The organism is Escherichia sp. E1130 (assembly GCF_005781065.1).
In the GTDB taxonomy this organism is placed as follows: domain Bacteria; phylum Pseudomonadota; class Gammaproteobacteria; order Enterobacterales; family Enterobacteriaceae; genus Escherichia.
Genome location: NZ_VATL01000019.1, coordinates 13,470 through 36,641 on the forward strand (window position 1 = coordinate 13,470; position 23,172 = coordinate 36,641).

The 23,172-nt window shown below is 49.8% G+C and carries 21 protein-coding genes and 1 pseudogene; 4 read left to right on the top strand and 18 right to left on the bottom strand.

Annotation, left to right across the window (positions count from 1 at the left end; all coding sequences use genetic code 11):
* Positions 1–21 precede the first annotated feature (21 nt).
* The 8 genes and pseudogenes from patD to FEK66_RS17805 all read right to left on the bottom strand — a co-directional run bounded on the left by patD (position 22) and on the right by FEK66_RS17805 (position 7,737).
* A complete protein-coding gene (gene patD, locus FEK66_RS17770; RefSeq protein WP_135493893.1) occupies positions 22–1,446 on the bottom strand; it encodes an aminobutyraldehyde dehydrogenase in 1,425 nt (474 codons plus the stop codon).
* A 21-nt stretch (positions 1,447–1,467) separates the two neighbouring features.
* Positions 1,468–2,262, bottom strand: coding sequence for an ABC transporter permease (locus tag FEK66_RS17775; protein WP_130260846.1), 795 nt, complete (start codon positions 2,260–2,262; stop codon positions 1,468–1,470).
* Positions 2,252–3,193 (bottom strand): ABC transporter permease, encoded by a 942-nt coding sequence (locus FEK66_RS17780; RefSeq protein ID WP_001251315.1) that lies wholly within the window; start codon positions 3,191–3,193, stop codon positions 2,252–2,254. The genes FEK66_RS17775 and FEK66_RS17780 overlap by 11 nt, the downstream gene beginning before the upstream one ends.
* Complete coding sequence (locus tag FEK66_RS17785) at positions 3,194–4,207, bottom strand: ABC transporter ATP-binding protein (RefSeq protein WP_138211517.1); 1,014 nt, start codon at positions 4,205–4,207, stop codon at positions 3,194–3,196.
* Positions 4,208–4,224: 17 nt separating this feature from the next.
* Positions 4,225–5,370: a putative ABC transporter substrate-binding protein YdcS gene (gene ydcS / locus FEK66_RS17790; RefSeq protein WP_135493891.1), complete on the bottom strand. Its 1,146-nt coding sequence runs from the start codon at positions 5,368–5,370 to the stop codon at positions 4,225–4,227.
* A 241-nt stretch (positions 5,371–5,611) separates the two neighbouring features.
* Positions 5,612–7,021, bottom strand: coding sequence for a PLP-dependent aminotransferase family protein (locus FEK66_RS17795; protein WP_135493889.1), 1,410 nt, complete (start codon positions 7,019–7,021; stop codon positions 5,612–5,614).
* A gap of 79 nt (positions 7,022–7,100) precedes the next feature.
* Positions 7,101–7,517: a type II toxin-antitoxin system antitoxin HicB gene (gene hicB / locus FEK66_RS17800; protein WP_130210249.1), complete on the bottom strand. Its 417-nt coding sequence runs from the start codon at positions 7,515–7,517 to the stop codon at positions 7,101–7,103.
* Between the two features lie 43 nt (positions 7,518–7,560).
* Positions 7,561–7,737: pseudogene (locus FEK66_RS17805) on the bottom strand (type II toxin-antitoxin system HicA family toxin).
* A 220-nt stretch (positions 7,738–7,957) separates the two neighbouring features.
* On the opposite strand from FEK66_RS17805, the gene FEK66_RS17810 reads away from it, so the two are divergent.
* The gene (locus FEK66_RS17810) at positions 7,958–8,188 is read left to right on the top strand and encodes a YncJ family protein (RefSeq protein ID WP_130260851.1); all 231 of its coding nucleotides are present in this window, start codon (positions 7,958–7,960) and stop codon (positions 8,186–8,188) included.
* 92 nt (positions 8,189–8,280) lie between these two features.
* Here FEK66_RS17810 and rlhA read toward each other — a convergent pair whose 3' ends face one another.
* Positions 8,281–10,242: a 23S rRNA 5-hydroxycytidine C2501 synthase gene (gene rlhA / locus FEK66_RS17815; RefSeq protein WP_135493909.1), complete on the bottom strand. Its 1,962-nt coding sequence runs from the start codon at positions 10,240–10,242 to the stop codon at positions 8,281–8,283.
* Between the two features lie 72 nt (positions 10,243–10,314).
* Positions 10,315–10,851, bottom strand: a complete 537-nt coding sequence (locus tag FEK66_RS17820; RefSeq protein WP_130210213.1) for an XRE family transcriptional regulator — start codon at positions 10,849–10,851, stop codon at positions 10,315–10,317.
* 52 nt (positions 10,852–10,903) lie between these two features.
* Here FEK66_RS17820 and ydcO point away from each other — a divergent pair, with 52 nt between their 5' ends.
* Positions 10,904–12,115 (top strand): BenE family transporter YdcO, encoded by a 1,212-nt coding sequence (ydcO, locus tag FEK66_RS17825; RefSeq protein WP_138211521.1) that lies wholly within the window; start codon positions 10,904–10,906, stop codon positions 12,113–12,115.
* Positions 12,116–12,149: 34 nt separating this feature from the next.
* Here the strand turns inward: ydcO and FEK66_RS17830 are convergent, their stop codons facing one another.
* From FEK66_RS17830 to tehA, 3 genes are all read right to left on the bottom strand, one after another.
* Positions 12,150–12,818 carry a DUF3313 domain-containing protein gene (locus tag FEK66_RS17830; RefSeq protein WP_064527441.1) on the bottom strand — a complete coding sequence of 223 codons (669 nt, stop codon included), beginning with the start codon at positions 12,816–12,818 and terminating at the stop codon, positions 12,150–12,152.
* A gap of 297 nt (positions 12,819–13,115) precedes the next feature.
* Positions 13,116–13,709, bottom strand: a complete 594-nt coding sequence (gene tehB / locus FEK66_RS17835) for a tellurite resistance methyltransferase TehB (protein WP_130219288.1) — start codon at positions 13,707–13,709, stop codon at positions 13,116–13,118.
* Entirely contained in the window at positions 13,706–14,698 is a 993-nt protein-coding gene (gene tehA, locus FEK66_RS17840) for a dicarboxylate transporter/tellurite-resistance protein TehA (protein WP_130210219.1), read from the bottom strand. Before tehA ends, tehB begins: the two co-directional genes overlap by 4 nt.
* 123 nt (positions 14,699–14,821) lie before the next feature.
* Between tehA and ydcK the strand changes: the two genes are divergently transcribed.
* On the top strand, positions 14,822–15,802 hold the full coding sequence (gene ydcK / locus FEK66_RS17845) for a YdcK family protein (RefSeq protein WP_135493887.1): 981 nt from the start codon (positions 14,822–14,824) through the stop codon (positions 15,800–15,802).
* On the opposite strand, the gene rimL is transcribed toward ydcK, so the two are convergent.
* The 4 genes from rimL to FEK66_RS17865 all read right to left on the bottom strand — a co-directional run bounded on the left by rimL (position 15,794) and on the right by FEK66_RS17865 (position 19,985).
* The gene (rimL, locus tag FEK66_RS17850) at positions 15,794–16,333 is read right to left on the bottom strand and encodes a 50S ribosomal protein L7/L12-serine acetyltransferase (RefSeq protein ID WP_130260857.1); all 540 of its coding nucleotides are present in this window, start codon (positions 16,331–16,333) and stop codon (positions 15,794–15,796) included. The genes ydcK and rimL overlap by 9 nt on opposite strands.
* Before the next feature lie 62 nt (positions 16,334–16,395).
* Positions 16,396–16,620 (bottom strand): YdcH family protein, encoded by a 225-nt coding sequence (locus tag FEK66_RS17855; RefSeq protein WP_001296778.1) that lies wholly within the window; start codon positions 16,618–16,620, stop codon positions 16,396–16,398.
* A 141-nt stretch (positions 16,621–16,761) separates the two neighbouring features.
* Positions 16,762–18,417, bottom strand: a complete 1,656-nt coding sequence (opgD, locus tag FEK66_RS17860; protein WP_135493885.1) for a glucan biosynthesis protein OpgD — start codon at positions 18,415–18,417, stop codon at positions 16,762–16,764.
* A gap of 224 nt (positions 18,418–18,641) precedes the next feature.
* Positions 18,642–19,985 (bottom strand): VOC family protein, encoded by a 1,344-nt coding sequence (locus FEK66_RS17865; protein WP_131161509.1) that lies wholly within the window; start codon positions 19,983–19,985, stop codon positions 18,642–18,644.
* Between the two features lie 216 nt (positions 19,986–20,201).
* Between FEK66_RS17865 and FEK66_RS17870 the strand changes: the two genes are divergently transcribed.
* Entirely contained in the window at positions 20,202–21,125 is a 924-nt protein-coding gene (locus FEK66_RS17870) for a LysR substrate-binding domain-containing protein (protein ID WP_130210229.1), read from the top strand.
* A gap of 30 nt (positions 21,126–21,155) precedes the next feature.
* Here FEK66_RS17870 and FEK66_RS17875 read toward each other — a convergent pair whose 3' ends face one another.
* Positions 21,156–22,796 carry a methyl-accepting chemotaxis protein gene (locus tag FEK66_RS17875; RefSeq protein WP_135493883.1) on the bottom strand — a complete coding sequence of 547 codons (1,641 nt, stop codon included), beginning with the start codon at positions 22,794–22,796 and terminating at the stop codon, positions 21,156–21,158.
* Between the last annotated feature and the right edge of the window lie 376 nt (positions 22,797–23,172).

A 23,172-nucleotide genomic window follows, 5' to 3' on the forward strand; every position in this document is an offset into this window, starting at 1 on the left:
TCCCTGGCTACAATATTATCCTTAATGTTTAACCATTACGTGGCGGACAACGGTGTAATCCTCCAGCCCATAAAGTGACATATCCTTGCCATAACCTGAAAGTTTCTGACCACCGTGCGGCATTTCACTTACCAGCATGAAATGGGTATTGACCCATGTGCAGCCATATTGCAGACGTGCACTAACGCGATGCGCCCGCCCCACATCTTTCGTCCACACTGAAGAGGCTAAGCCATACTGGCTATCATTTGCCCAGTTCACTACCTGTTCTTCATTATCGAAGACAGTCACGCTCACCACTGGACCAAATACCTCTCTTTGAACGATAGCATCTTCTTGCAACGCGCCTGCCAGCAGCGTCGGCGTATAGTAATAACCGTTACCTTTTCGTTTCTCCCCACCGGTGATCACTTTAATGTGTCCCGTCGCTTTCGCCTCTTCCACTGCTTTGCTGACGCGGTCGAGATGAGCCTGGGAACTCAACGGCCCCAGTTCTGTTGATTCGTCATCCGGCGCGCCCGATTTCAAGGTTGCGACAGCGGCGCCGAGTTTTTCCACCAGCGCATCGTAAATGCCTTTTTGCGCATAGATTCGACAAGCTGCGGTGCAATCCTGACCAGCGTTGTAATAACCAAACGTGCGGACACCTTCAACCACAGCTTCAATATCAGCATCATCAAAAACAATGACCGGCGCTTTGCCGCCTAACTCCATGTGGGTGCGCTTAATGGATGGCGCGGTATGGCTGATGATGTGCTCACCGGTGGCGATAGACCCCGTCAGCGAAACCATGCGCACTTTTTGATGCCCGGTCAGCGGATCGCCCACGGTCTGGCCCCGGCCAAACAGTACATTGATCACGCCCGGCGGGAAGATATCTTTCGCCAGCTCTGCCAGTTTTAGTGCGGTCAGCGGCGTGATTTCTGATGGCTTCAGTACCACGCAGTTCCCCGCCGCCAGTGCCGGAGCCAGTTTCCATGCAGCCATCATCAATGGGTAATTCCAGGGGGCAATAGAAGCCACAACGCCCAGCGGATCGCGGCGGATCATCGAAGTATGTCCCTCGAGATATTCTCCTGCCGCCAGACCATTCAGGCAGCGAGCAGCTCCGGCGAAAAAGCGAAAAACATCGACAATCGCAGGAATTTCATCATTGAACGCACTATGCAGAGGCTTGCCACAGTTACGAGACTCCAGTTCGGCAAAAACCTGACCATTTTCTTCAATAACATCAGCCAGTTTCAGCAGGCATTCTGCGCGCACCTTCGGTGTGGTTTGCCCCCATTCGGCAAATGCCGCATCTGCCGCGCGAACAGCAGCATCAACTTGCTCTGCCGATGCCTCGGCAATCTCCAGTACAACGTCCCCCGTTGCCGGATTATAGACAGGCTGTTTTTCCCCTTCGCCGCTAACCAGTTCTCCGTTAATCAGTAACTTATGTTGCATAGCATATTCCTGTATCAGTGGTTATTGACCATTGTCGCCTTCGCGGGTTAGCCACCAGGCCCCCAGGATCGGCAAGGTTGTTACCAACATAACCAGCAGTGCCACCACGTTGGTTACCGGTACATCACGTGGTCGCCCAAGCTGATTGAGCAACCACAACGGTAACGTCCGTTCATGGCCTGCCGTAAAGGTCGTAACGATGATTTCATCGAACGACAAGGCAAACGCCAGCATCCCTCCTGCCAGTAGCGCCGAACTGAGATTCGGCAACACCACATAACGAAAGGTTTGCCAGCCATTAGCCCCAAGATCCATTGACGCCTCAACCAGACTCCACGAGGTGCGGCGAAAACGGGCAATGACATTGTTAAACACCACCACTACGCAAAAAGTCGCATGACCGACCACGATGGTGAAAAATCCCGGCTCCAGATTGATGGTTTTAAACGCGGTTAATAACGCCAGACCAGTAACAATGCCTGGCAGCGCAATAGGCAGCAGCAGTAACAGAGAAATGGCGTTTTTGCCGAAAAAGTCTCGTCGCCACAGCGCGGCAGCTGCCAGCGTCCCTAACACCAGCGCAATTAATGTTGCCAGCGCCGCCACTTTAAGTGACAGTGTCACGGCATCAAGAATATCACTACGCTGTGCTGCCACGCTAAACCAGCGCAGTGTCAGACCTTGCGGGGGGAAGCTAAATGCGGCTTCTTCAGTATTAAAAGCATAGGCAGCAATAATAAGGATGGGAAAATGTAGGAAAACCACGCCGCCCCAGGCCGCCAGTTTGAGGAAAAACGGTGCGCGTTCAGAGTGCATCGAACGCTCCCAGACGTTTCACGAACGCCAGATAGAGTGCGATAAGGACTATCGGCACCAGAGTAAAAGCCGCAGCCATCGGCATATTGCCAATCGCTCCCTGCTGGGAGTAGACCATATTGCCGATAAAATACCCTGGCGGGCCAACCAGCTGTGGGACGATAAAATCACCCAGTGTGAGCGAAAAGGTAAAGATAGAGCCAGCCGCGATGCCTGGGATCGCCAGCGGCAGCACCACATAACGAAAGGTTTGCCGTGGACGCGCGCCAAGATCAGCCGACGCCTGCAACAATGACGGCGGCAAACGCTCAAGCGCCGCCTGCACAGGCAGGATCATGAACGGCAACCAGATATAGAGAAACACCAGAAAGCGCCCTAGCCCAGAAGTTGACAGCGTATTACCGCCCACCGCTGGTAATGTAAGGAACGCTGTCAGCAGTGGTTCCAGCCCCAGATGTTGTAAAAACCACTGCGCCACACCGTCTTTAGCCAGCAATAAGGTCCAGGCATAGGCTTTAACAATGTAGCTTGCCCACATGGGCAACATCACCGCAATGTAAAAGAACGCTTTCATTTTGCCGCTGGTATAGCGCGCCATATACCACGCCATCGGAAAGGCCAGAATGGCACTGGCGATAGTGACTGCCACAGCCATTGTCAGTGTGCGGAGAATGATGTCGTAATTCGCCGGATTAAACAGCGCACGGATATTCGCCAGCGTCAGTTCCGGCGTTACCGACATGGTGAAATCGTCAAAGGTATAAAAGCCCTGCCATAACAACGTCAGCAGCGAGCCGAAATAGACAATACCAAACCACATTAGAGGGCCAAGCAGCAGCAAAAACAGCCCCAGCCCCGGATTACGCCAGAAGAAACCGGACACCTTACCCAGACCAGGACGTGAAGGTGATTGCAATACGTTCATCGCCATTCACCTCTCCTCAACCAGTGGCACCATCACATCACGCGCCCAGGAAACCATCACCTGTTGACCAGCCGTGAGCGTGTTGGGTAAGTCTTCGCCCGTTACATTTGCCTGGCTAACCAGCAGTTTTTCACCGCTGTTAAGTTTCAGTTCAAAACGTGTGGCTGCCCCCTGATATTGCACCGCCTGAATCGTGCCATTGGCCTGCACTTCATCTGGTGTATTCAGGCGAATATGTTCCGGCCGCAGGGCAAAACTGCCCACCATGCCGCAAAGATTCTCGGCCATTAGCGGATCAAAAACGTTGGATGTCCCGACGAATCCCGCAACAAACGGCGTGCGCGGGCGCATATAGAGATCGCGCGGGGAATCGACCTGTTCAATGCGTCCATTATTGAAAACCGCCACACGATCGGACATCGATAACGCTTCGCCCTGATCGTGGGTAACGAAAATAAAAGTGATACCGAGCGACTGTTGCAGCTTTTTCAGCTCAAGCTGCATTTGTTCGCGCAATTTGAGATCCAGTGCGCCGAGCGGTTCATCCAGCAACAACACGCGCGGTTCGTTCACCAGCGCTCTGGCGATGGCGACTCGCTGGCGCTGACCACCAGAAAGCTGTGACGGTTTACGTTGCTGTACAAACCCCAACGCCACTTTCTCCAGCGCCTCTTGCGCCATTGCGTACCGCTGCTTTTTATCCACGCCTTTAACCATCAGCCCGTAGGCCACATTCTCGAGAATCGACATATGGGGAAACAGCGCGTAGTCCTGGAAGACGGTATTCACGTCCCGCTCCCACGGTGGTAGATTACTGGCCGGTTTGCCAAAGATAGCAATCGCCCCGCCGGAAAGCTGTTCGAAGCCAGCAATCAGGCGCAGGCAGGTGGTTTTGCCGGAACCGGACGGTCCCAGCATAGAGAAGAACTCACCATCTTTTATCGCAATACTGACGCCATCTACCGCGCGCACGTCGCCGTACAACCGCGAGACGTTGTCAAACTCCACTGCGTACGTCATAAAACACCCCAGCGAAGTTAACGACCGCCCATAATGGCAATGTAATCCTGCGTCCAGCGACTGTAGGGAACAAACTTGCCCCCTTCGGCTATAGGCGTTTTCCAGAAGGCGATTTTATCGAAATAGTTAAAGCCGTTGGTTTCACAGCCTTTATCGCCCAGCAACGGACTGGCTTTGCAGCCTTCCGGTACTACCGGCAGCGAACCAAACCAGGCCGCTACATCGCCCTGCACCTTCGGCGTTAATGACCAGTTCATCCATTTGTAGGCGCAAACCGGATGTTTCGCTTCGCTATGTAGCATGGTGGTGTCAGCCCAACCGGTAACGCCCTCTTTCGGGAAAACGGTAGCGACAGGCTGGCCTTCGGCTTTCAAGGCGTTGGCCTGATAGGGCCAGGCACTGGAAGCGACCACTCCCTCGTTTTTGAAATCGCTCATTTGCACGGTAGTGTCATGCCAGTAGCGATGGATCAAACTATGTTGATCGCGCAGCACTTTCAGTACTGCCTGATACTGTTGTTCAGTGAGTTGGTATGGATCGGAGATACCCAACTGCGGCTGAGTCGCTTTGACGAACAGCGCAGCATCTGCAATGTAGATAGGGCCGTCATAAGCCTGTACGCGGCCTTTATTACTCTGACCGTCCGGTAGATTCTGCTCAACAAAAACCACTTGCCAGCTATCTGGTGGTGTCGGGAAGGTTTTGGTGTTGTACATCAACAGGTTCGGACCCCATTGATATGGCGTGCCATAGACTTTTCCACCCACGTTAAACCAGTCGCCTTTAACCACGCGCGGATCGAGCGTTTTCCAGTTGGGAATCAATGCGGTATTAATCGGCTGCACGCGTTTACCCATAATCAAACGCAGCGAGGCATCGCCGGACGCCGTGACCAGATCGTAACCTCCTTTGGTCATCAGGCTGACCATTTCATCGGAAGTCGCCGCAGTTTTCACATTGACCGCACAACCTGTTTCTTTTTCAAATTGCGTCACCCAGTCGTATTGTTTATCGGTTTGTCCGCGTTCGATGTATCCCGGCCAGGCGATAATATCCAGTCGTCCTTCCGGTTTATCCAAATTTGTAGGCTGTTCGGCGGCGTGGGCGGTCATTAATGTCATGGTAAGCGCACACAGGCTGCTGCGGGCAAATGTCTTGCTCATAAAGTCTTACTCCTGTCGTAATTAATTGTTCAGCCGCCGTGCCGTAAAAATATCTCCTTGTTTAACCATAGACGGCGGCTTGCAGGCGCACCCTCGCCCCCGAGAAAATTTAATCAGGATGTGAGCTAACGCGCATTATGCCGTTTGAGAAGCTATCTTCTGGAGTATAGACAAGGGGTTAGGAAATATAGCTTGTATTAGAAATTCATATTACCCAACCTGAGAGAAATTAAATGGGGATCTATTTCAGGTATTCTTTAATAAGGTGACCTAATTGTTTAACCGCCCGTTCTTCGCGCTCCCCCCACTGCCATGCAGTATTAAAACGGAAAAAACGTGACCAACTTTCGCCAGTAGAAAACATTTTACCCGGCGCAATGCTGATGTGATTCGCCAATGCCTGAACACTTAATTCGCCCGCATCTAACGGTTCGGGAAGCTCCAGCCAGAGAAAATAACCGCTGTCATTATGATGAATTTTGACTTCCGCAGGCAGATAACGCAGCAGTGCCTGCCAGGCGCGTTGTTTACGTTCCGCAAGCTGGCGACGTAGACGACGAAGATGGGCATCGTAACGGCGAGTAGAAAGGTAATCCACCAGTGCAAGCTGCATTGGCGAACTTGTGGAAAGCGTGCTCATCAACTGCAATCGCTGGATTTTGCGTGCATGTTTTCCGGCGGCGACCCAACCAATGCGAAAACCTGGCACCAGACATTTAGAAAATGATGAGCAAAGCAGTACACCATCGTGACGATCCCACGCTTTCGCGGGTAGCGGTTTTTCCCGACCAAAGTAAAGCTCACTGTAAACGTCATCTTCAATTAACATCACGTTGTACTGATTGAGCAACGCTACCAGCCGCGCTTTTTTCTGTGGCGTTAAGGTAAATCCGAGTGGATTCTGGCTATTAGTCATCAGCCAGCAGGCTTTGACCGGATACTCCTGTAACGCCAGCTCCAGCGCCTGAAGATCTATCCCGTCTTTAACGTCCGTCGCCACCGATAACGCTTTCAACCGTAGCCGCTCCAGCGCCTGCAACGCGCCGTAGAAACAAGGATTCTCGACAATCACCCAATCGCCCGGTTCAGTGACCGCTTGCAAACTGAGGTTTAATGCCTCTAACGCCCCGGCGGTAATGACAATTTCATCAGGAGAAATAGTGATGCCTTGTAAGGCATAGCGACGAGCAATAGCCTGACGCAGTTCTGCATTCCCTGGCGGCAAGTTTTCAATCACGCTCATCGCCGTGGCGGTTTTACTCACCTGCGCCAGCGAGCGGTTCAGTTGCTGTAGCGGAAACAGGTGCGGATCGGGAAAGGCTGAAGCAAACGGTACTACCGATGGATCGCGACTGGCCTGCAACATATCAAAAATATAGGTGTTAATATCGACCGTTTCATCACGCGTTACCGGAATAGCAGGTGCCTGCGGTGATTTCACCGTGCGCGGCGCAACGTAATAACCTGACTGCGGCCGCGCAATAATATACCCCTGACTTTCGAGCAACTGATAAGCATGACCGACAGTCATAAAGCTCATGCCAGAAAGCGCAACCTGTTCACGTAGAGAAGGCAGGCGATCGCCGGGTTGCCAGATGCCTGACGCAATTTGCTCACGTAATAGTTCTGCGAGCTGCTGGTATTTTTTCATTAATTGGATCGTTATTATGTGCAGGTGATCCGGCAGTCTATATCAGTTGTTAAAAATGACAACTTTACGTTAACTGTAATTAAACCATTACCAGCGATAACTCTTTGCCCAGGGCTTTAGCCGCAAGCTGGACGGCGTCGATTTTTGTCGCATGATGCAAATCAAACAAGCGAGTGATCTCCTGCCTGGGTTTACCAATCCGCCTCGCCAGCTCTTGCTGGGTGATATCTGACTGCAAAAAAGCATTTAACAGCAATACCTTAGAAGCGACACTTAAAGGCACTTCAACAAAGTGATCGTTGTTATTTAATGGCGAAGGCAACGGGATTAGCTCGTTATCTTCAAAATAAAAATCAAATGCGGTGAGTAAGGCATCTTTTGCTGCTTCCATCGCTTCAGCAACAGTTTCTCCCTGCGTTAACGCTTCAGGGATATCTACAAAAGAAACCACATAACCGCCTTCCGGCGCAGGTGTAAGAGTGACGGGATAACGCATAATTTTGACTGTCTCTCGCATGTCATTAACCTTCTTATGGCGATTAATTTAAACCGAGTTGTTTCAGGATTGCTTTACGCAATGGTTCTTTGATCTCGTCACTGGGGTGACGCGGCATGACACTACGTCGCCCCTGAAACCTGAGTTTCAAATGGTTGCTGCCATTCGCCACATCTACGCCCTGAGATTAGAGCCAACGTCTGAACTCGCTTTGTTTCACATCGCCTCCCTGCCGCTGAGTATATCAACAAAGTAAACATTAATGTTTACCTCCTTTTTTAATTTGCTCGAAAATAGCACTAATTCGCCGCAACGGTGAAAAGCAGTGCCAAATCAGGAAGGCAGGTTCCAAAATTCTTTGCGCTAATTTGCAAAACAGAATAATAACTCAAAGAAACTATCGGCATCATAGCGGCAAAGTGTAATAAACGGGTGGCGGGATGTTTACGAAAGCGTTATCGGTAGTCTTATTAACGTGTGCGCTGTTCTCAGGACAGCTCATGGCGGGACACAAAGGACATGAATTTTTGTGGGTGAAGAATGTGGATCATCAACTGCGTCATGAGGCGGACAGCGATGAATTGCGGGCTGTGGCGGAAGAGTCGGCGGAAGGTTTGCGCGAGCATTATTACTGGCAAAAATCACGCAAACCAGAAACGGGACAACCTTGAGTCGTTTGTTGCCGGATGTGGCATGAACGCCTTATCCGGCAACAATATCATGCAGATTCAATGAGTTGTGAATACCCCTGAAAGCTTGCGTTTTATCCTTTCCGCTTCGGCAATGTTTTCAGCAGATCATCCGGGCTTACAGATGCGACAACGCTTCCCGGTAACGGCATTTTCAGAATGTGATTTTTGATTTTACCGATGACGTGCATCTCACACGGGCGGCAATCAAACTTCAGCGTTAGTACTTCATCACCGTTAACCAGTTGCATCGGCGTTGCCTTCCAGCTTTTAATATTACCTTTCGCCTGTTTCGGACACAGATTGAAGGCAAAGCGCAGGCAGTGTTTGGTGATCATCACCGGGACTTCGCCCTTCTCTTCATGCGCTTCATACGCCGCATCAATCAGTTGTACGCCATAGCGATGATAGAACTCGCGTGCTTTATGGTTGTAGACGTTAGCAAGGAAGCTCAAATGCGTTTGCGGATAAACCGGCGCAGGTTCAGCAACCGGTTTACGACTGCCGCGCTGGTAGCTGGCAAGACGTGCAGCATCCAGCATTTCGACGGCTTCACGGCGGAACTGATTTAACAGACTGTTTGGCACAAACAGCGCCCCCGGCAAATTAATTCGCACATCGCGGGCGTAATAGATGGTTTGCCCCAGTTTTGCCAGGCCATCTTTCAGGTTATTCAGCGCTTTTTCGGCGTTATTCGCTTCGTCGAACTGCCCATCCAGGGTATGAGTGATGCTAACGCCCTCTTCGCTGGTTAACGTCAGAATGAGTTGTTCTTGCCAGCCACCCAGTTCAATGTCTACCGCGATCCGACGCTCGCTGGAGGTTTTCGTCAGTGCCTGTTGCCAGTTATGGTCAAGGTTACGGTTAAGCGGATGATGTGGGCGAATTTTATGCAAATCTGCTGGCATTTCATTTGGCCAGACGCGGTAGTGATTTTCTCCGGTTTTCTCTACCGTATTGGCACGAAAGCCAACCACTTCACGTTTAATCATTACGTTCAGGCCATCGCCATTTGCCAGTGGCTCGGTGACGGCAACATCGAGATGATCTTTCGCCACTTTCAATACTTCACCCACCGGCAGGCCGATAAATTTCGGCGAATCGAACGCGCCAATGTCACCTTTACGCGCGTTAACAAAGTAGTCGGTGCTACCACGATGGAAGGTTTTTTCTGTCGAAGGCACAAAGAAATGTTCAGTACGACCTGATGAAGCACGAGCCAGATCGCCGCGCTCTTCAATAATGGCATCCAGCATCTGGCGATAATGGGCGGTGATATTCTTCACGTAGCTCATATCTTTGTAACGGCCTTCAATCTTGAAAGAACGCACGCCCGCATCGATCAACGCGCCAAGGTTGGCAGTCTGATCGTTATCTTTCATCGACAGCAGATGTTTTTCATAGGAAACCACCCGCCCCTGATCGTCTTTCAACGTGTATGGCAAACGGCACGCCTGGGAGCAATCACCACGGTTGGCGCTACGTCCCGTTTGTGCATGAGAAATGTAGCACTGACCGGAATATGCCACACACAATGCGCCATGAATAAAGAACTCAATAGTCGCGTCCGTGGCCTGATGAATCGCACGAATCTGCTCCAGGTTAAGCTCACGCGCAAGCACAATCTGGGTAAAGCCAACGTCAGAGAGGAACTTCGCTTTCTCTACAGTGCGAATATCACACTGCGTACTTGCGTGCAGTTCAATCGGCGGAATATCAAGTTCCAGAATCCCCATGTCCTGAACAATCAGCGCATCTACGCCTGTCTGGTAAAGATCGGTAATCAGTCGTTGCGCCGGTTCCAGTTCGTCGTCATGCAAAATGGTGTTCAGCGTGACGAAAATTTTTGCGCCATAACGGTGGGCAAATGGCACCAGTTCGGCGATATCTTTCAGACTATTACTGGCGTTATGACGGGCACCAAAACCAGGGCCGCCGATATAAACAGCATCGGCACCGTGCAAAATAGCTTCGCGGGCAATGGCGGCATCGCGTGCCGGGCTTAACAGTTCAAGACGATGAGAAGATACGGTCACTTTCTTATCCAGTAGCTGAAAAAAGGCGGTTATTTTAGCCACAAGCGCGACGTTGCGAAATAGTTTTCCTGTTCAACTACGCGGGTAATGGATAATGGAATGAAAATGCACGGTTTGCTCGCCACGGTTGCAATAGGCATGGGCAACATCTGCGGCAAAGCGTTCACCTTCTCCACTTTTAAGGCTTCGCCACTCACCACCAACGCACAGGTCAAGCTGCCCACCAATGACGACAACATGCTCGATAACACCCTTTTCGTGCGGCGTCGATTCGCTTATTGCACCAGGGGCCATCATGATCGAGAAATGTTCAAAACAGAGTTGCGGATCATAAGGAAATAAAGAAGTGATCACCATTGCCTGCTGTTGTGGATCATAAACGGATGGCGTAGCGGTCTGCGGTGGCGAAATAAACGTCGAAAACGGTACGTTCATTCCAGTAGCTATTTTCCATAATGTTGCGACCGTCGGGCTGGATTCATTACGTTCAATCTGCCCTAACATCGCTTTTGAAACGCCCGTCGCTTCAGCCAGCCGCGAAAGACTCCAGCCTCGCTGCTGACGAAGATGTTTAAGCGTAGTGGATAAAAAGCGAGCGAGATTTTCCATGCGACTCCTCCTGCAAAACGGGAGTTTATCACTTGTGCGTTATAACGGACAAATGCTACGGTGCCTGTACGCTATAACGCACGAGGTAACTATGCGTCTGTTTTCCATTCCTCCTCCCACACTGCTTGCAGGGTTTCTGGCGGTATTGATTGGTTATGCCAGCTCTGCGGCAATAATATGGCAAGCGGCGATTGTCGCTGGAGCCACCACAGAGCAAATTTCCGGCTGGATGACGGCGCTGGGGCTGGCAATGGGAGTCAGTACGCTGGCTCTGACGTTGTGGTATCGCGTGCCTGTTCTTACCGCATGGTCAACGCCCGGTGCTGCGTTGCTGGTCACCGGGTTACAGGGACTAACGCTAAACCAGGCCATCGGCGTTTTTATTGTCACGAATGCGCTAATTGTTCTCTGTGGTGTGACAGGATTATTCGCCCGCTTGATGCGTATTATTCCGCACTCGCTGGCAGCGGCAATGCTGGCCGGAATTTTGTTACGCTTTGGTTTACAGGCGTTTGCCAGCCTGGATGGTCAGTTTATGTTATGCGGTAGTATGTTGCTGGCGTGGCTGGCGACAAAGGCTATTGCGCCGCGTTATGCGGTAATTGCGGCGATGATTGTTGGGATCGTGGTCGTTATCGCACAAGGTGACGTTGTCACAAAAGATATCGTTTTCAAACCAGTTCTCCCCGCTTATCTCGCCCCTGAATTTTCGTTTACTCACAGTTTGAGCGTTGCACTCCCCCTTTTTCTGGTGACGATGGCATCGCAGAATGCGCCAGGGATTGCGGCGATGAAAGCCGCCGGGTATTCAGCTCCTGTTTCGCCATTGATTGTATTTACTGGATTACTGGCGCTTCTGTTTTCTCCTTTCGGCGTCTATTCCGTAGGTATTGCGGCTATCACTGCGGCTATTTGCCAGAGCCCGGAGGCGCACCCGGACAAAGATCAGCGTTGGCTGGCTGCCGCTGCGGCTGGCGTCTTTTATTTACTGGCGGGTCTGTTTGGCAGTGCCATTACCGGGATGATGGCTGCCCTGCCTGTAAGTTGGATCCAGATGCTGGCTGGTCTGGCGCTGTTAAGTACCATCGGAGGCAGTTTGTATCAGGCTTTGCATAATGAGCGTGAGCGCGACGCTGCTGTGGTGGCTTTTCTGGTAACGGCAAGTGGGCTGACGCTGGTAGGTATTGGCTCGGCGTTTTGGGGATTAATTGCCGGTGGTGTCTGTTATGTAGTATTGAATTTGATCGCTGACAGAAGCCGATAATCAGAAGCGCCATCTTGCGATGGCGCGACTGGCATTATTTTTTGTTAACGTCAAACATGGTCGCGTCGGTCGCCATGTCATCAATAACTTGCTTAATATTTTCGAAAGCCATTGGTGTGCTTTCGTTGTTCAGGTCCTTACCTTCGCCCTGACGAACCACCTTGATAACTGGTTTGTTGGTAGCCGCATCAATCAGCTCACCTTCAAAGTACAGGCGGGTATCCATGGTACGGTGACCCGTCGCCATTTGCGTCCCCGCTACCACTAATGCGACAGGAACAACTTCATAGAACTGTAACCCTTCTTTGCTGGTATCTACACCAGTAATAGCACCACGGAAAATCAGACTACGAGGCCCAGCGGTGGTAACCAGTGGTTTACGCTGTGAGATGGCTTCTTTCATTTCAGTATTGGTATAGCTCAAAATTCTATCCAGAACTTTTTGCCCTACCTGGGTAGAAGGTTTAGGCACCGGATAATAGGTGATTGGGTTCCAGACGATGCTGTCATATTTACTTTGATCAAAATTTGGATCAACCCAGCGTAATACCGGTTTGCCCGTTGCTGAAGTTGTTTCTTGAAGGTTGGAGTAATTGTTTAAAAAACCAGAATATTTATCTGGCTGGGTGATTTTAGAGGCACAACCTGACAGAGCCAACAAGCCGCATAAAGCCGCAACTTTCGCAATTGATGTGGTACGCATGAATAGTTTCCTGAGATGATTATATTACTTTTTAAGTTATAGCAAAAAGTACCGCTTCGTGTTGTGGCAAAAAAAGTGTTGGTGAAAATAAATTTTCCAGCCCCTTTTCTGACAATATAGTCAATGACGAAAAGGGGGCAGAGTCAATCATCAGTTGTTAAATTTCAGGCAGTTAAGCCGATAAAAAACTTCAACCACTGTGATATATTTCACATCACCTCGATAAAAAATATGCTTACCGAAAAAAAACAGTTAAACATCTCACGTGGGCATTTTCATGCGCCTTGCCCTGTTAGCTTATTTTTTACGTGCCAGCATCGTGGCGAAACGTAGTTTAATGCGATTGCCGTTAGCGTCGGTGCGGTGGAGTTCACCCACGTCTTCATTGTATTTCAGCATCTCCCAGCCTTCGTAATATTGACGTAACTCCCCTTCTTTAAAGGCAAAGGGGAACCCGACGGTACATGGAAAATCAGCTGTGTCCATTGCTGCCACAATCAAGTTATAACCACCGGGTTTGGTGCAACGCTGCATATTGGCAATCAATCCAGGAATGGTTTTCGCCTCCAGGAACATCAGCACCACGGTAGAAAGAATAAAATCGTATTGTCCATCAAACGTCAGGCTATTTAGATCAACAACCTGGGTGCGCAAATTTTCCAGTTTTTCAATGGATTTGATGCGTTCGACGTTGGCAATGCTCATGGCATTTTTATCCCATGCGTCGACATCATAACCATTGGCTGCCAGGTAAAGGCTGTTACGGCCATTACCACAGCCCAGATCCAGCGTTTTACCCGGCTTAACCACTTTCACCGCTTCCAGAACTTCAGAGTGTGTGCGGGTTAATTCATATTTATCAGTGAAGTAGTTTTCATCACGAATAATCATTCTTTGTCCTCAGCTTTCATTAAAACGGCGCGCTCGGTTCTGATTAACAATTTTCCCTGCATCAGAAGCGCGAAAGTACGGATGAGCAGTAATGCGATAATAAAATTGGTAAAAATAAATAGCGGCACAGCCAGGGTATGGAAAAAGCCATTGTCGTTACCGCTTCCTAAATGCAAACCGGTGGTTGCCAGTGCAGATACGCCGAACGAGAAACTCCAGAATGAGGCATTAAACGGCTGGGAGAGATACCACGGCATCAGGCGTAACATAAAAAGAAGTTGCAGTAGACCGTAACCGAAAAGCATTTTCGCCAGTGTGTCGCCCTCGCCACCGTTGACGCTCAACCAGGCGCTACATGCCACTAGCGCCGGTGCAAGCTGAATCCCCAGCGATGTACGCAGTGCCGTGGGCAATTCTCCCGAGCTGCGCAGACGCTGAAGGATTACCGGCTCAAGACTTAACCAGGAGAAAACGCCAGCCCCTAAAAATACCAGACCAGCATCGGTGTAGCCCAATGCTCCACAGGCCATTGCACTGATGAAGTTGTTGGCAACAGTCGGTAAATAAAGTCCGGGTGTCGTAGCTTCCTCAGGATGGGAACCGCGCCATAAACCGGCTGTTTGCCAGGCGGCATAAGCCAGTTGAATCACAACACCAATACTGAACAGGCCCACCGCCAGCGGACGAAACCAGGGGACAAAACCAATTGCCACCAGCATCGTTGTTGCCGGAAACAAACTCACAAAACTGCTCATCACTGGATGACGCACTTCCGCCAGCACGCTATGCGGAAAGCGTATGAGTCGGGTAATAAATGCGCTAGTCAGTAATCCCCAAATGATCATTGCCAGAATCACCAGCCCATCGCCCAACCAGTGGCTGACCTGCCAAACCTGGCTGGCATAGCGCCAGGCAAATCCCATCCCTATCGTCCCCAACACAATGCCAAAGTAACCTGCCGGTAAATTGAGCACTTTATCGCTCTGCATCTTCTTACTCATTTTGTTTAATTTATAAAGTATATTTGAAATGCATTTTATGGAAATTTGCTAAACATAGCCAGAGTCACAGAATTTGCTACGGTTATAGTAGGTCACCTGCGGGAAAACGCTATGCGCAAATATCGTCTTAGTGAAGAACAACGAGCTTTTAGTTATCAGGAAGATAGCGATAAAAAGAGTGTTTTATTGCGGCAGATTATTGCCATCGCTGATTTTAATGACGTAATAGCCGGAACGCCTGGCGGCTGGATTGATAATGAAACCGTATTGGCCCAGGACGGAAATTGTTGGATCTATGACCAGAATGCCATCGCGTTTGCCGGAACGGTGATATCCGGTAATACACGCATCACCGGAAGCAGCGAGCTATGGGGCGATGTTTGCGCGAAGGATAACGTCTGGATCGATAATAGCAAAATCAGTCAGGGCGCCCTGATAAGTGACAACGTCACAATTCATGATTCATTAATATGCGGAAATTGCAGGATTTCTGGTCATGCCTGCATTGATCAGAACTCAATGGTAGTCGCTGCGCAAGGTTTAACGCCCGACCACCATCTTCTGTTGCAAATTTATGATCGCGCAAGAGTCAGCGCCTCGCGCATTGTTCATCAGGCGCAAATATATGGTGATGCCATTGTGAAATTTGCGTTCATTGAGCATCGCGCCGAAGTTTTTGATTTTGCAAGTATTGAAGGTAATGAAGAGAACAACGTCTGGCTGTGTGACTGCACGAAAGTCTACGGACATGCACGTGTGATCGCCGGAACAGAAGAAGATGCCATTCCCACGCTTCATTACAGTTCGCAGGTAGCGGAACATGCCTCGGTGGAAGGCAATTGTGTGTTAAAACATCATGTTCTGGTGGGTGGTCATGCTCTCGTACGTGGTGGTCCGGTTTTACTCGACAATCACGTCACCATACAGGGGAACAGCCGCATTACAGGTGCGGTGATGATTGAAAACCATGTGGAGTTAACCGACCACGCCGTCGTTGCAGCCTTTGATGGCGACACGGTTCATGTCCGTGGTCCAAAAGTTATTAACGGCGAGGAGCGCATTACGCGAACGCCGCTGCCAGGGTTATTGTGAATCGATAATACGCGCGTATAAGTTCACATCATCAAAGGCATCATTCAGGAACTCAGCCTGTTTAAGGCAACCTTCAAGGATAAAACCATTGCGCAAAGCTACCTGATTGCTTTGGGGATTATCCACCCGACATTTGATCACGAAGCGTCTGAGTTCACCAGACTGAGCATAATGATGAATCAATGCCTGCAGCGCCTGAGAAATGATCCCCTGCCCCTGATGAGATTCGTCCAGCCAGTAGCCGATTTCCGCGGTTTTATTCAGTGGTTCAATACGATTAAACGAGATAACGCCGATAAGTTCATCTTCTTTGAAAATAATGAACATTTTGGCATATCCACGCTGATGCAACATCACATTACCCTGCACCGTTTTTCGCGTGTCCTCTTCACTTTGAACAAACTGTGGCCAGTTTAGCGACTGCTGTAACCAGGTTTTATTTTTACAGATTAACTGATAAAGAGGTGTGACATGACTTTCTGCAACAGCATGTAATTCAAGTGATTCGCTTACTTTTATCGTTTCAGTCATCTTATCTCCAGTCAATCCATGCAGTTGTTAAAAAAGCCGCCTGGCAGGCGGCTTAAGAAAGTTTACACCTCTTTGACGCTCTCCTGTTGCAGGATTTTGAGCATCTCATCTTTCAACTGGAGCTTCTGTTTTTTCATGCGGACCACTTCCGCATTGTATCCTCGACCGTCGGAACCTTCCTTTCTGGCAATTTCATGATCAAGTTTATTGTGTTTATCGAACAAGGACATAAAGCGAGGATTTTCGTTTTTCAGACGGGATATTAAATCTCGGTATTCTGGAAACATACGCACTCCCTGTTAGTGGCTGACAAAGTGTACATGAAATACACATCATCAGATTACTCAGATAGTTTGGGGAAAAATGCGAGCGGGATCGTGTTTTACCAGACGGCACCTTCCGTCAGAAGGTGCCGAAAAAAATGACGATCAATTCATCACGCGATCGTCAACGTATTTGCGCTTATCCGGAGCTGGTGGGAAATACTGATACAGCCATGTTTCACTGATGGCATCGCCCTGACAGCGGAGATACATCCGCATATCAACCGGATCAGTAGAGTCCGAAGTCGGATACCAGTCAAATTGAATACGGTAACCATCAATCGGTTCAATGTAGAGAATTTCGATTTGCTTCGCTTCACCGCTGGAGAGCGTAATAACAGGTTCAATTCCCTTAGGCGCAGCCGCTTTCAGGTCCCCACCAACAAAATCGACGGCAAAACGACGCGCCCATTTTTCTGGATAATGCTCACCCGGCGCCCAACCTTCCGGAAAACCTCCCATGCCGGAGCGCGTCGCCATAACACGTGCCAATGGACATTGAACAGGGGGATGTGCGCTCCAGTACAGACGATACTGGAATGCAAACTCGTCCCCTGCTTTTACTGCTTTTTCTGGCTGCCAGAAGCAGACAATGTTATCCAGCGTTTCACCCGTTGTTGGGATTTCCATCAGACCAATGGTGCCTTTGCCCCATTTATTACGAGGCTCTACCCACAAACTTGGTCGTTTGTTGTACCAGCCCATGATGTCTTGATAATGGGAGAAATCACGATCCAGTTGCAATAAACCAAAGCCTTTCGGGTTATTGTCGGTGTAGGCATTGAACTGCAATTTCTGCGGATTATTTAGCGGACGGCAGATCCACTCGCCATTGCCCCGCCACATGGAAAGACGGTCAGAATCATGGATTTGCGGATGAATAGTATCGCACATACGACGTTCGTTAGTGCCGCAACTAAACATACTGGTCATCGGCGCAATACCCAATTGCTTGATCTCTTTACGCGCATACAGATGGTTTTCAACATCCATAATCACCTGACTCTTTTCACACTGGATGGTGAACTTGTAGGCACCGGTAATGCTGGGGCTATCGAGTAAGGCATAAACGGTAAAGGTGGTTGCGCCTGGTTTTACGGTATCAAACCAGAAAGCGGTAAAATCGGGGAACTCTTCTTTGCTGTCGGTATAAGTATCAATTGCCAAACCACGGGCCGATAAACCGTATTGATACGTGTCATCAACGGCACGGAAATAGCTTGCACCGAGGAACGATACCACATCGCGGCGAGCCAGTTCCGGCGCTTTAAATACGCGGAAGCCTGCAAAGCCGAGATCGCTTTGCCCTTCCAGTTGTTTGGTATCTACGCCCGCATCATTGTATTTGAACAATTCTGGACGAAAGTGAATTTCACGTGCCAGATGCGTTGCAGGATCAACCGAGAACATGCGTACGCGGCGGCGGAAACCCATCCCCATATGAAAGAACTGGGCATCAAGCTGGCGGTTCTCGACGTTATGCCACAGTGATTGTTCGGCGTCGTATTGAATGCTGTTATAAGCCTGCGGGGTCATAGTCGCCAACGTGTTGGGTAACGGACGCGGCTCGCCACCCCACGGCTTTTGCGCTAAATCATGCGCCATCGACTGTAAAACCGAAAAGTCAAAACGCTGAGTTTGCCCATCGGCAATATCAGAATCTGCCGCGAACGCAGCCTGAGAAAAAAGAGAAGCAATACCGCTGGTACCGCACACGGCGGCCATAGCCATTGAACCTTTAATAAATCGTCTACGATCCATACCTGACAGTGAGTCCTTCTGGTGTTGTGAATGGTCCCGCGCTGGTCGTTTTCAGCGGCAAGAAAGTGCTTATTAATGACCGCTCACTCTAGACAATATTTATTAATAATCCAATTGTTGAGCATGGAGAATCTGCACAAATCGGCAATTTTTTTATGTCGATGGGAAGAGCCTGATTCATTTGTAAAATCAGGCAAATTTTTGCAAAGCAGGATGGCCCGATTTTAAAGCAATCCACAGCGGCGTTTACTGCGTTCTTCCGCTTCCTTGTATAACTGAAATTCATCAAAAACCTGGCAGCCCAGCGCCTGCTCGAATGCCTCACGACTGGCATTACCATGACTGCGCGTCTGCGTTTCGTTACCGAGATTGGACTGGAAGATCCCCGCCGCACTCACCGGCAAAAAATCCTCATAGGTAATAGGTTGTGCGACAACCCAGCCACGTTCAATCAAAGGTTGCGGATCGTCCCCTGGATGTATCGCCTGACGATGCGCTTCACCCGATGGTGTCAGTCGATAACGGAACCATGCCAGCCCTTGCTGGCGCATCAAAAATTCGCTGTCCGGGAAAGCGCGAAAGGTTTCCTGCAAATGCAGTTGATGAGTGAGATTATCCTGTCCAGTTCCGGCATTACGCAGAAGTTCATCATACAGCCGCCGCCCTTTCGGCGTTAACGCCACTCCGCGCTGCTCTATCTCGCCAAATCGCGCGGTATGCCTCCCCTGCTGTTGCCCCACAAACAGAACCGTTTCTTCCAGTGCCTTAAAGCTGGTTTGACGCAATAAAATAGGCACCTCGCGGCGCGGCGGCCCTTCGATGAGAATTTTTGGTTCGATACCGCATTCGGGCATCATCGACTGCACCCGATCAATGTCTAGCGTGCGTGGCGTCAGGTGATTGATATGACAGCCTGGAAAACAGACTACATCAGCGATCAGCCGATGCTCGTTATGCAACGCGTGATAGGTTTCTTCATCTACCGTTGCTGACTGATGCCAACGAAATGTCTCCAGGGCTTCTCGCACAAACTCCCGCGCTTGCGCTTCACTAAAACCGCCCTCCCGATCATATTCATCTAACAGTTGCCGACAACGTGGGGTAAAGATATCGCGCTGGCGTAAAATCTCCGCCGCCTTTTGGCGCAATGTTTTGTTTTCGATAAGCTCAAGGCGGAGCAATGAGGTAAAAACGCGGAAAGGATTACGCGCAAGCGAGGCATCATCGATGGGCCGAAATGCCGTAGAATGTACCGGCACGCCAGCCTGCGAGAGATCGTAATAACTCACCGGATACATTCCCATAATGGCGAATATCCGCCTTAATGTGGCAAGTTCCTGCGCGGTTCCTACACGTATCGCCCCATGACGTTCAACGTTAAGCCTCGCCAGTTCATCCGCATTAACCATTTTTTCATGCAGTTGGGGATTATTTTCCAGCACAGCCAGATTCACGTCAGCGACCAGTTCCAGCAACGTACCGTACTGTGGAACTTCTTGTTGATACATGGCTGACATTGCCTGCGAAAACTGTTCCCGAATCTCATCCGCTGTGATGCTGTTCGCCATAATGCCTACCCCCAGTGGTCAATTATCTCGAGTGTAGGTAACCGCATTCACTCTGGTGGGAAGAATTTACAAACTGTGATCTCGCCGCGAAATCATCAATATTATCGATTTCGATGTAACATAACTACTTTAAATGTTAATAATATTTTGCAATCAAGTTATCATAATCAAACAACATCACTTGTCAGCGGCACCGCTTCGTTTTTAACATCGCTTATGGAAAAAAATAGTCTGTTTAGTCAGCGCATCCGTTTGCGCCACCTTCATACATTCGTAGCTGTCGCACAACAAGGAACTTTGGGGCGCGCGGCTGAAACCCTTAATCTGAGTCAACCGGCACTCTCTAAGACATTGAATGAGCTGGAGCAATTGACGGGGGCTCGCCTGTTCGACCGAGGACGTCAAGGCGCGCAGCTCACCTTACCTGGCGAGCAATTTTTAACTCACGCAGTCAGAGTTCTTGACGCCATTAACACCGCTGGACAATCACTTAATCGTAAAGAAGGCCTTAACAATGATGTCGTCAGAGTGGGCGCGCTACCTACCGCGGCGCTGGGGATATTACCTTCGGTTATAGGTCAGTTTCATCAGCAACAAAAAGAAACCACACTGCAAGTTGCCACCATGAGTAACACGATGATCCTGGCGGGGTTAAAAACAGGGGAAATCGATATTGGTGTTGGTCGGATGTCAGATCCTGAACTGATGACCGGACTTAATTACGAGCTGCTGTTTCTCGAATCACTTAAGTTAGTTGTTAGACCTAATCACCCCCTGCTTCAGGAGAACGTAACGTTAAGTCGGGTACTGGAATGGCCTGTTGTCGTATCACCAGAAGGCACCGCGCCACGGCAGCATTCAGAGGCATTAGTAAAAAGCCAGGGATGTAAAATTCCTTCAGGCTGTATTGAAACGTTGTCTGCATCGCTTTCACGTCAGCTTACGGTTGAATACGACTATGTGTGGTTTGTTCCTTCTGGCGCTGTGAAAGACGACCTGCGTCATGCCACGCTGGTGGCCCTGCCTGTTCCGGGGCATGGAGCAGGCGAACCTATTGGAATACTGACCCGCGTAGATGCAACACTCTCTTCCGGTTGTCAGTTGATGATTAACGCCATTCGAAAATCAATGCCGTTCTGAAAAGTAAGGGATCTTACGATCCCTTTTTTATCACACCGTTGCCAAACTCACTGAACTCCCTGTTCCTTGTTGATCCGCCTGAGCTGGTTGTTTCTTCAGACGGAACACATCCACGGCTTCAGTTAACCGCGCCGCCTGTTCTTCAAGAGATACCGCCGCAGCTGAAGCCTCTTCCACCAGAGAAGCGTTCTGTTGCGTCACTTTATCCATTTCAGAAATCGCCTGGCTAACTTGTGTGATACCTCTGCTTTGTTCATCTGAGGCGGCAGCTATTTCTTGCATGATATGTGTGACGCTCGCCACAGCATCAACAATAGCCCTCATGGTTTTCCCTGCCGTTGCCACCTCATCGGCCCCTTGGCCAATCAACCTGACGGACTCACTGATCAAGCCTTCAATCTCTTTCGCCGCCTGGGAGCTACGGCTTGCAAGTGTACGCACTTCGCTGGCGACAACGGCAAATCCCCGCCCTTGCTCACCGGCTCGTGCGGCTTCAACAGCGGCGTTGAGCGCCAGGATATTGGTCTGGAAGGCAATACTGTTGATAACAGCCGTGATTTCAGAAATTTTCTTTGAGCTACTGGAGATATTCCCCATTGTCCGCACTACACCGGAAACTGTTTGTCCGCCATCACCGGCTTTACTTGAGGCCTCTTGCGCCAGTTTGCTGGCATGATGTGCATTATCAGAATTTTGCTTCACTGTTGCGGTGAGTTGCTCCATGCTGGCGGCGGTTTGTTCAATTGCCGCCGCTTGTTCTTCGGTGCGTGAGGAAAGGTCAGCATTACCGGCAGAAATCTCACTGGTGCCACGATAGATCTCTTCAGCCCCCTGACGCACCGTTCCCACCGTCAGCGCCAGCGAATGCTGCATTTGCTGTAGATGGCGACTTAAGCGGCCAATTTCACTGCGGCCAGTGGGTTCGTCAACCAGAGTCAGATCGCCACTGGCAATTTTTTCAATCCGTTGGGCAGCATGTTGCAGTGGACGAATGACAATCCGGCGTAACACCATAAAGGTTATCAGCGTCATTACCAGCGCAAGTATAAATGCGCCAATCATAAACATCCCTCCCAGACGAGTACGCTGATGCGCCTGTTCCGCTAGCTGGTTAGCTCTGGCGCTACGTATCTCAATGGCTTTGCTTAACTGCTGGTTATAGGCATTATCAAGCGTTCTGATCTGCTCACTTTCATGATTGATAATGGCTTCAAACATGCCATTTTTGGCATATTTCAACATGGGTTGCAGGCCGGAAATATAAGCCAGGAAACGCTGATTTAATTCTCCGTCCAGCGCATCGTCAGCGGGAGTTTTCACCAGGCGAGCACGGTAAACGTTATAGCCTTGTTGCGATTGCTTTATTTGCAATTCCGCTTGCGCAATATTTCGCTTCATCTCTTCCATTTCAGCGATACGACTTGCTGCCCCGGCCTGAATCATATTGATCCGGGCTGAACGCAATAAATCAGAGCTGTTTGCTAAACCCGTGCGTATCTGGATCTCGTCGCTGACGTCGCGCTGATCGCGGTCTGCCTGCCAGAGAAAATACCCCGCCAGGGATGAACTCAAGGCAAACAGAAACAGGATGCCGCCAAGAATGCAGGCAAATAATGGAACCAGCCTGATGTGATGTAAAAAGCCTAAGCGGTGTGAGGATGTTGTATTCATGACCGTTGTCTCTCTTCCTGGTTACTCCCGATAGAGAGTCATCGGCAATCGATGGTAATTGCTTACTGGCAAAAACCTGTTCATATCACATTTTTACAACAATTTTTGTGATGAGAGATTATTACCATCGGAATGAGGAGACTTACGAGTAGTTATACCTTGTAAGGCGTATTACGAAAAATTCTGGAAAATGCCACGCAATTTCGTGAAGTGATTATTTCGCTGGTAAGGGTAATTACATAGGATGTTTGCGGGCGCCTGAGACTTTCTGTTTTCAGGCTTACCGAAAATCAGAAAGACGAAGGCCCCGACCGATATTTCTATCAACCGAGGCCAACGAATGAAGCTAGCAATTCAGATGTTAGCCTCTTACCTG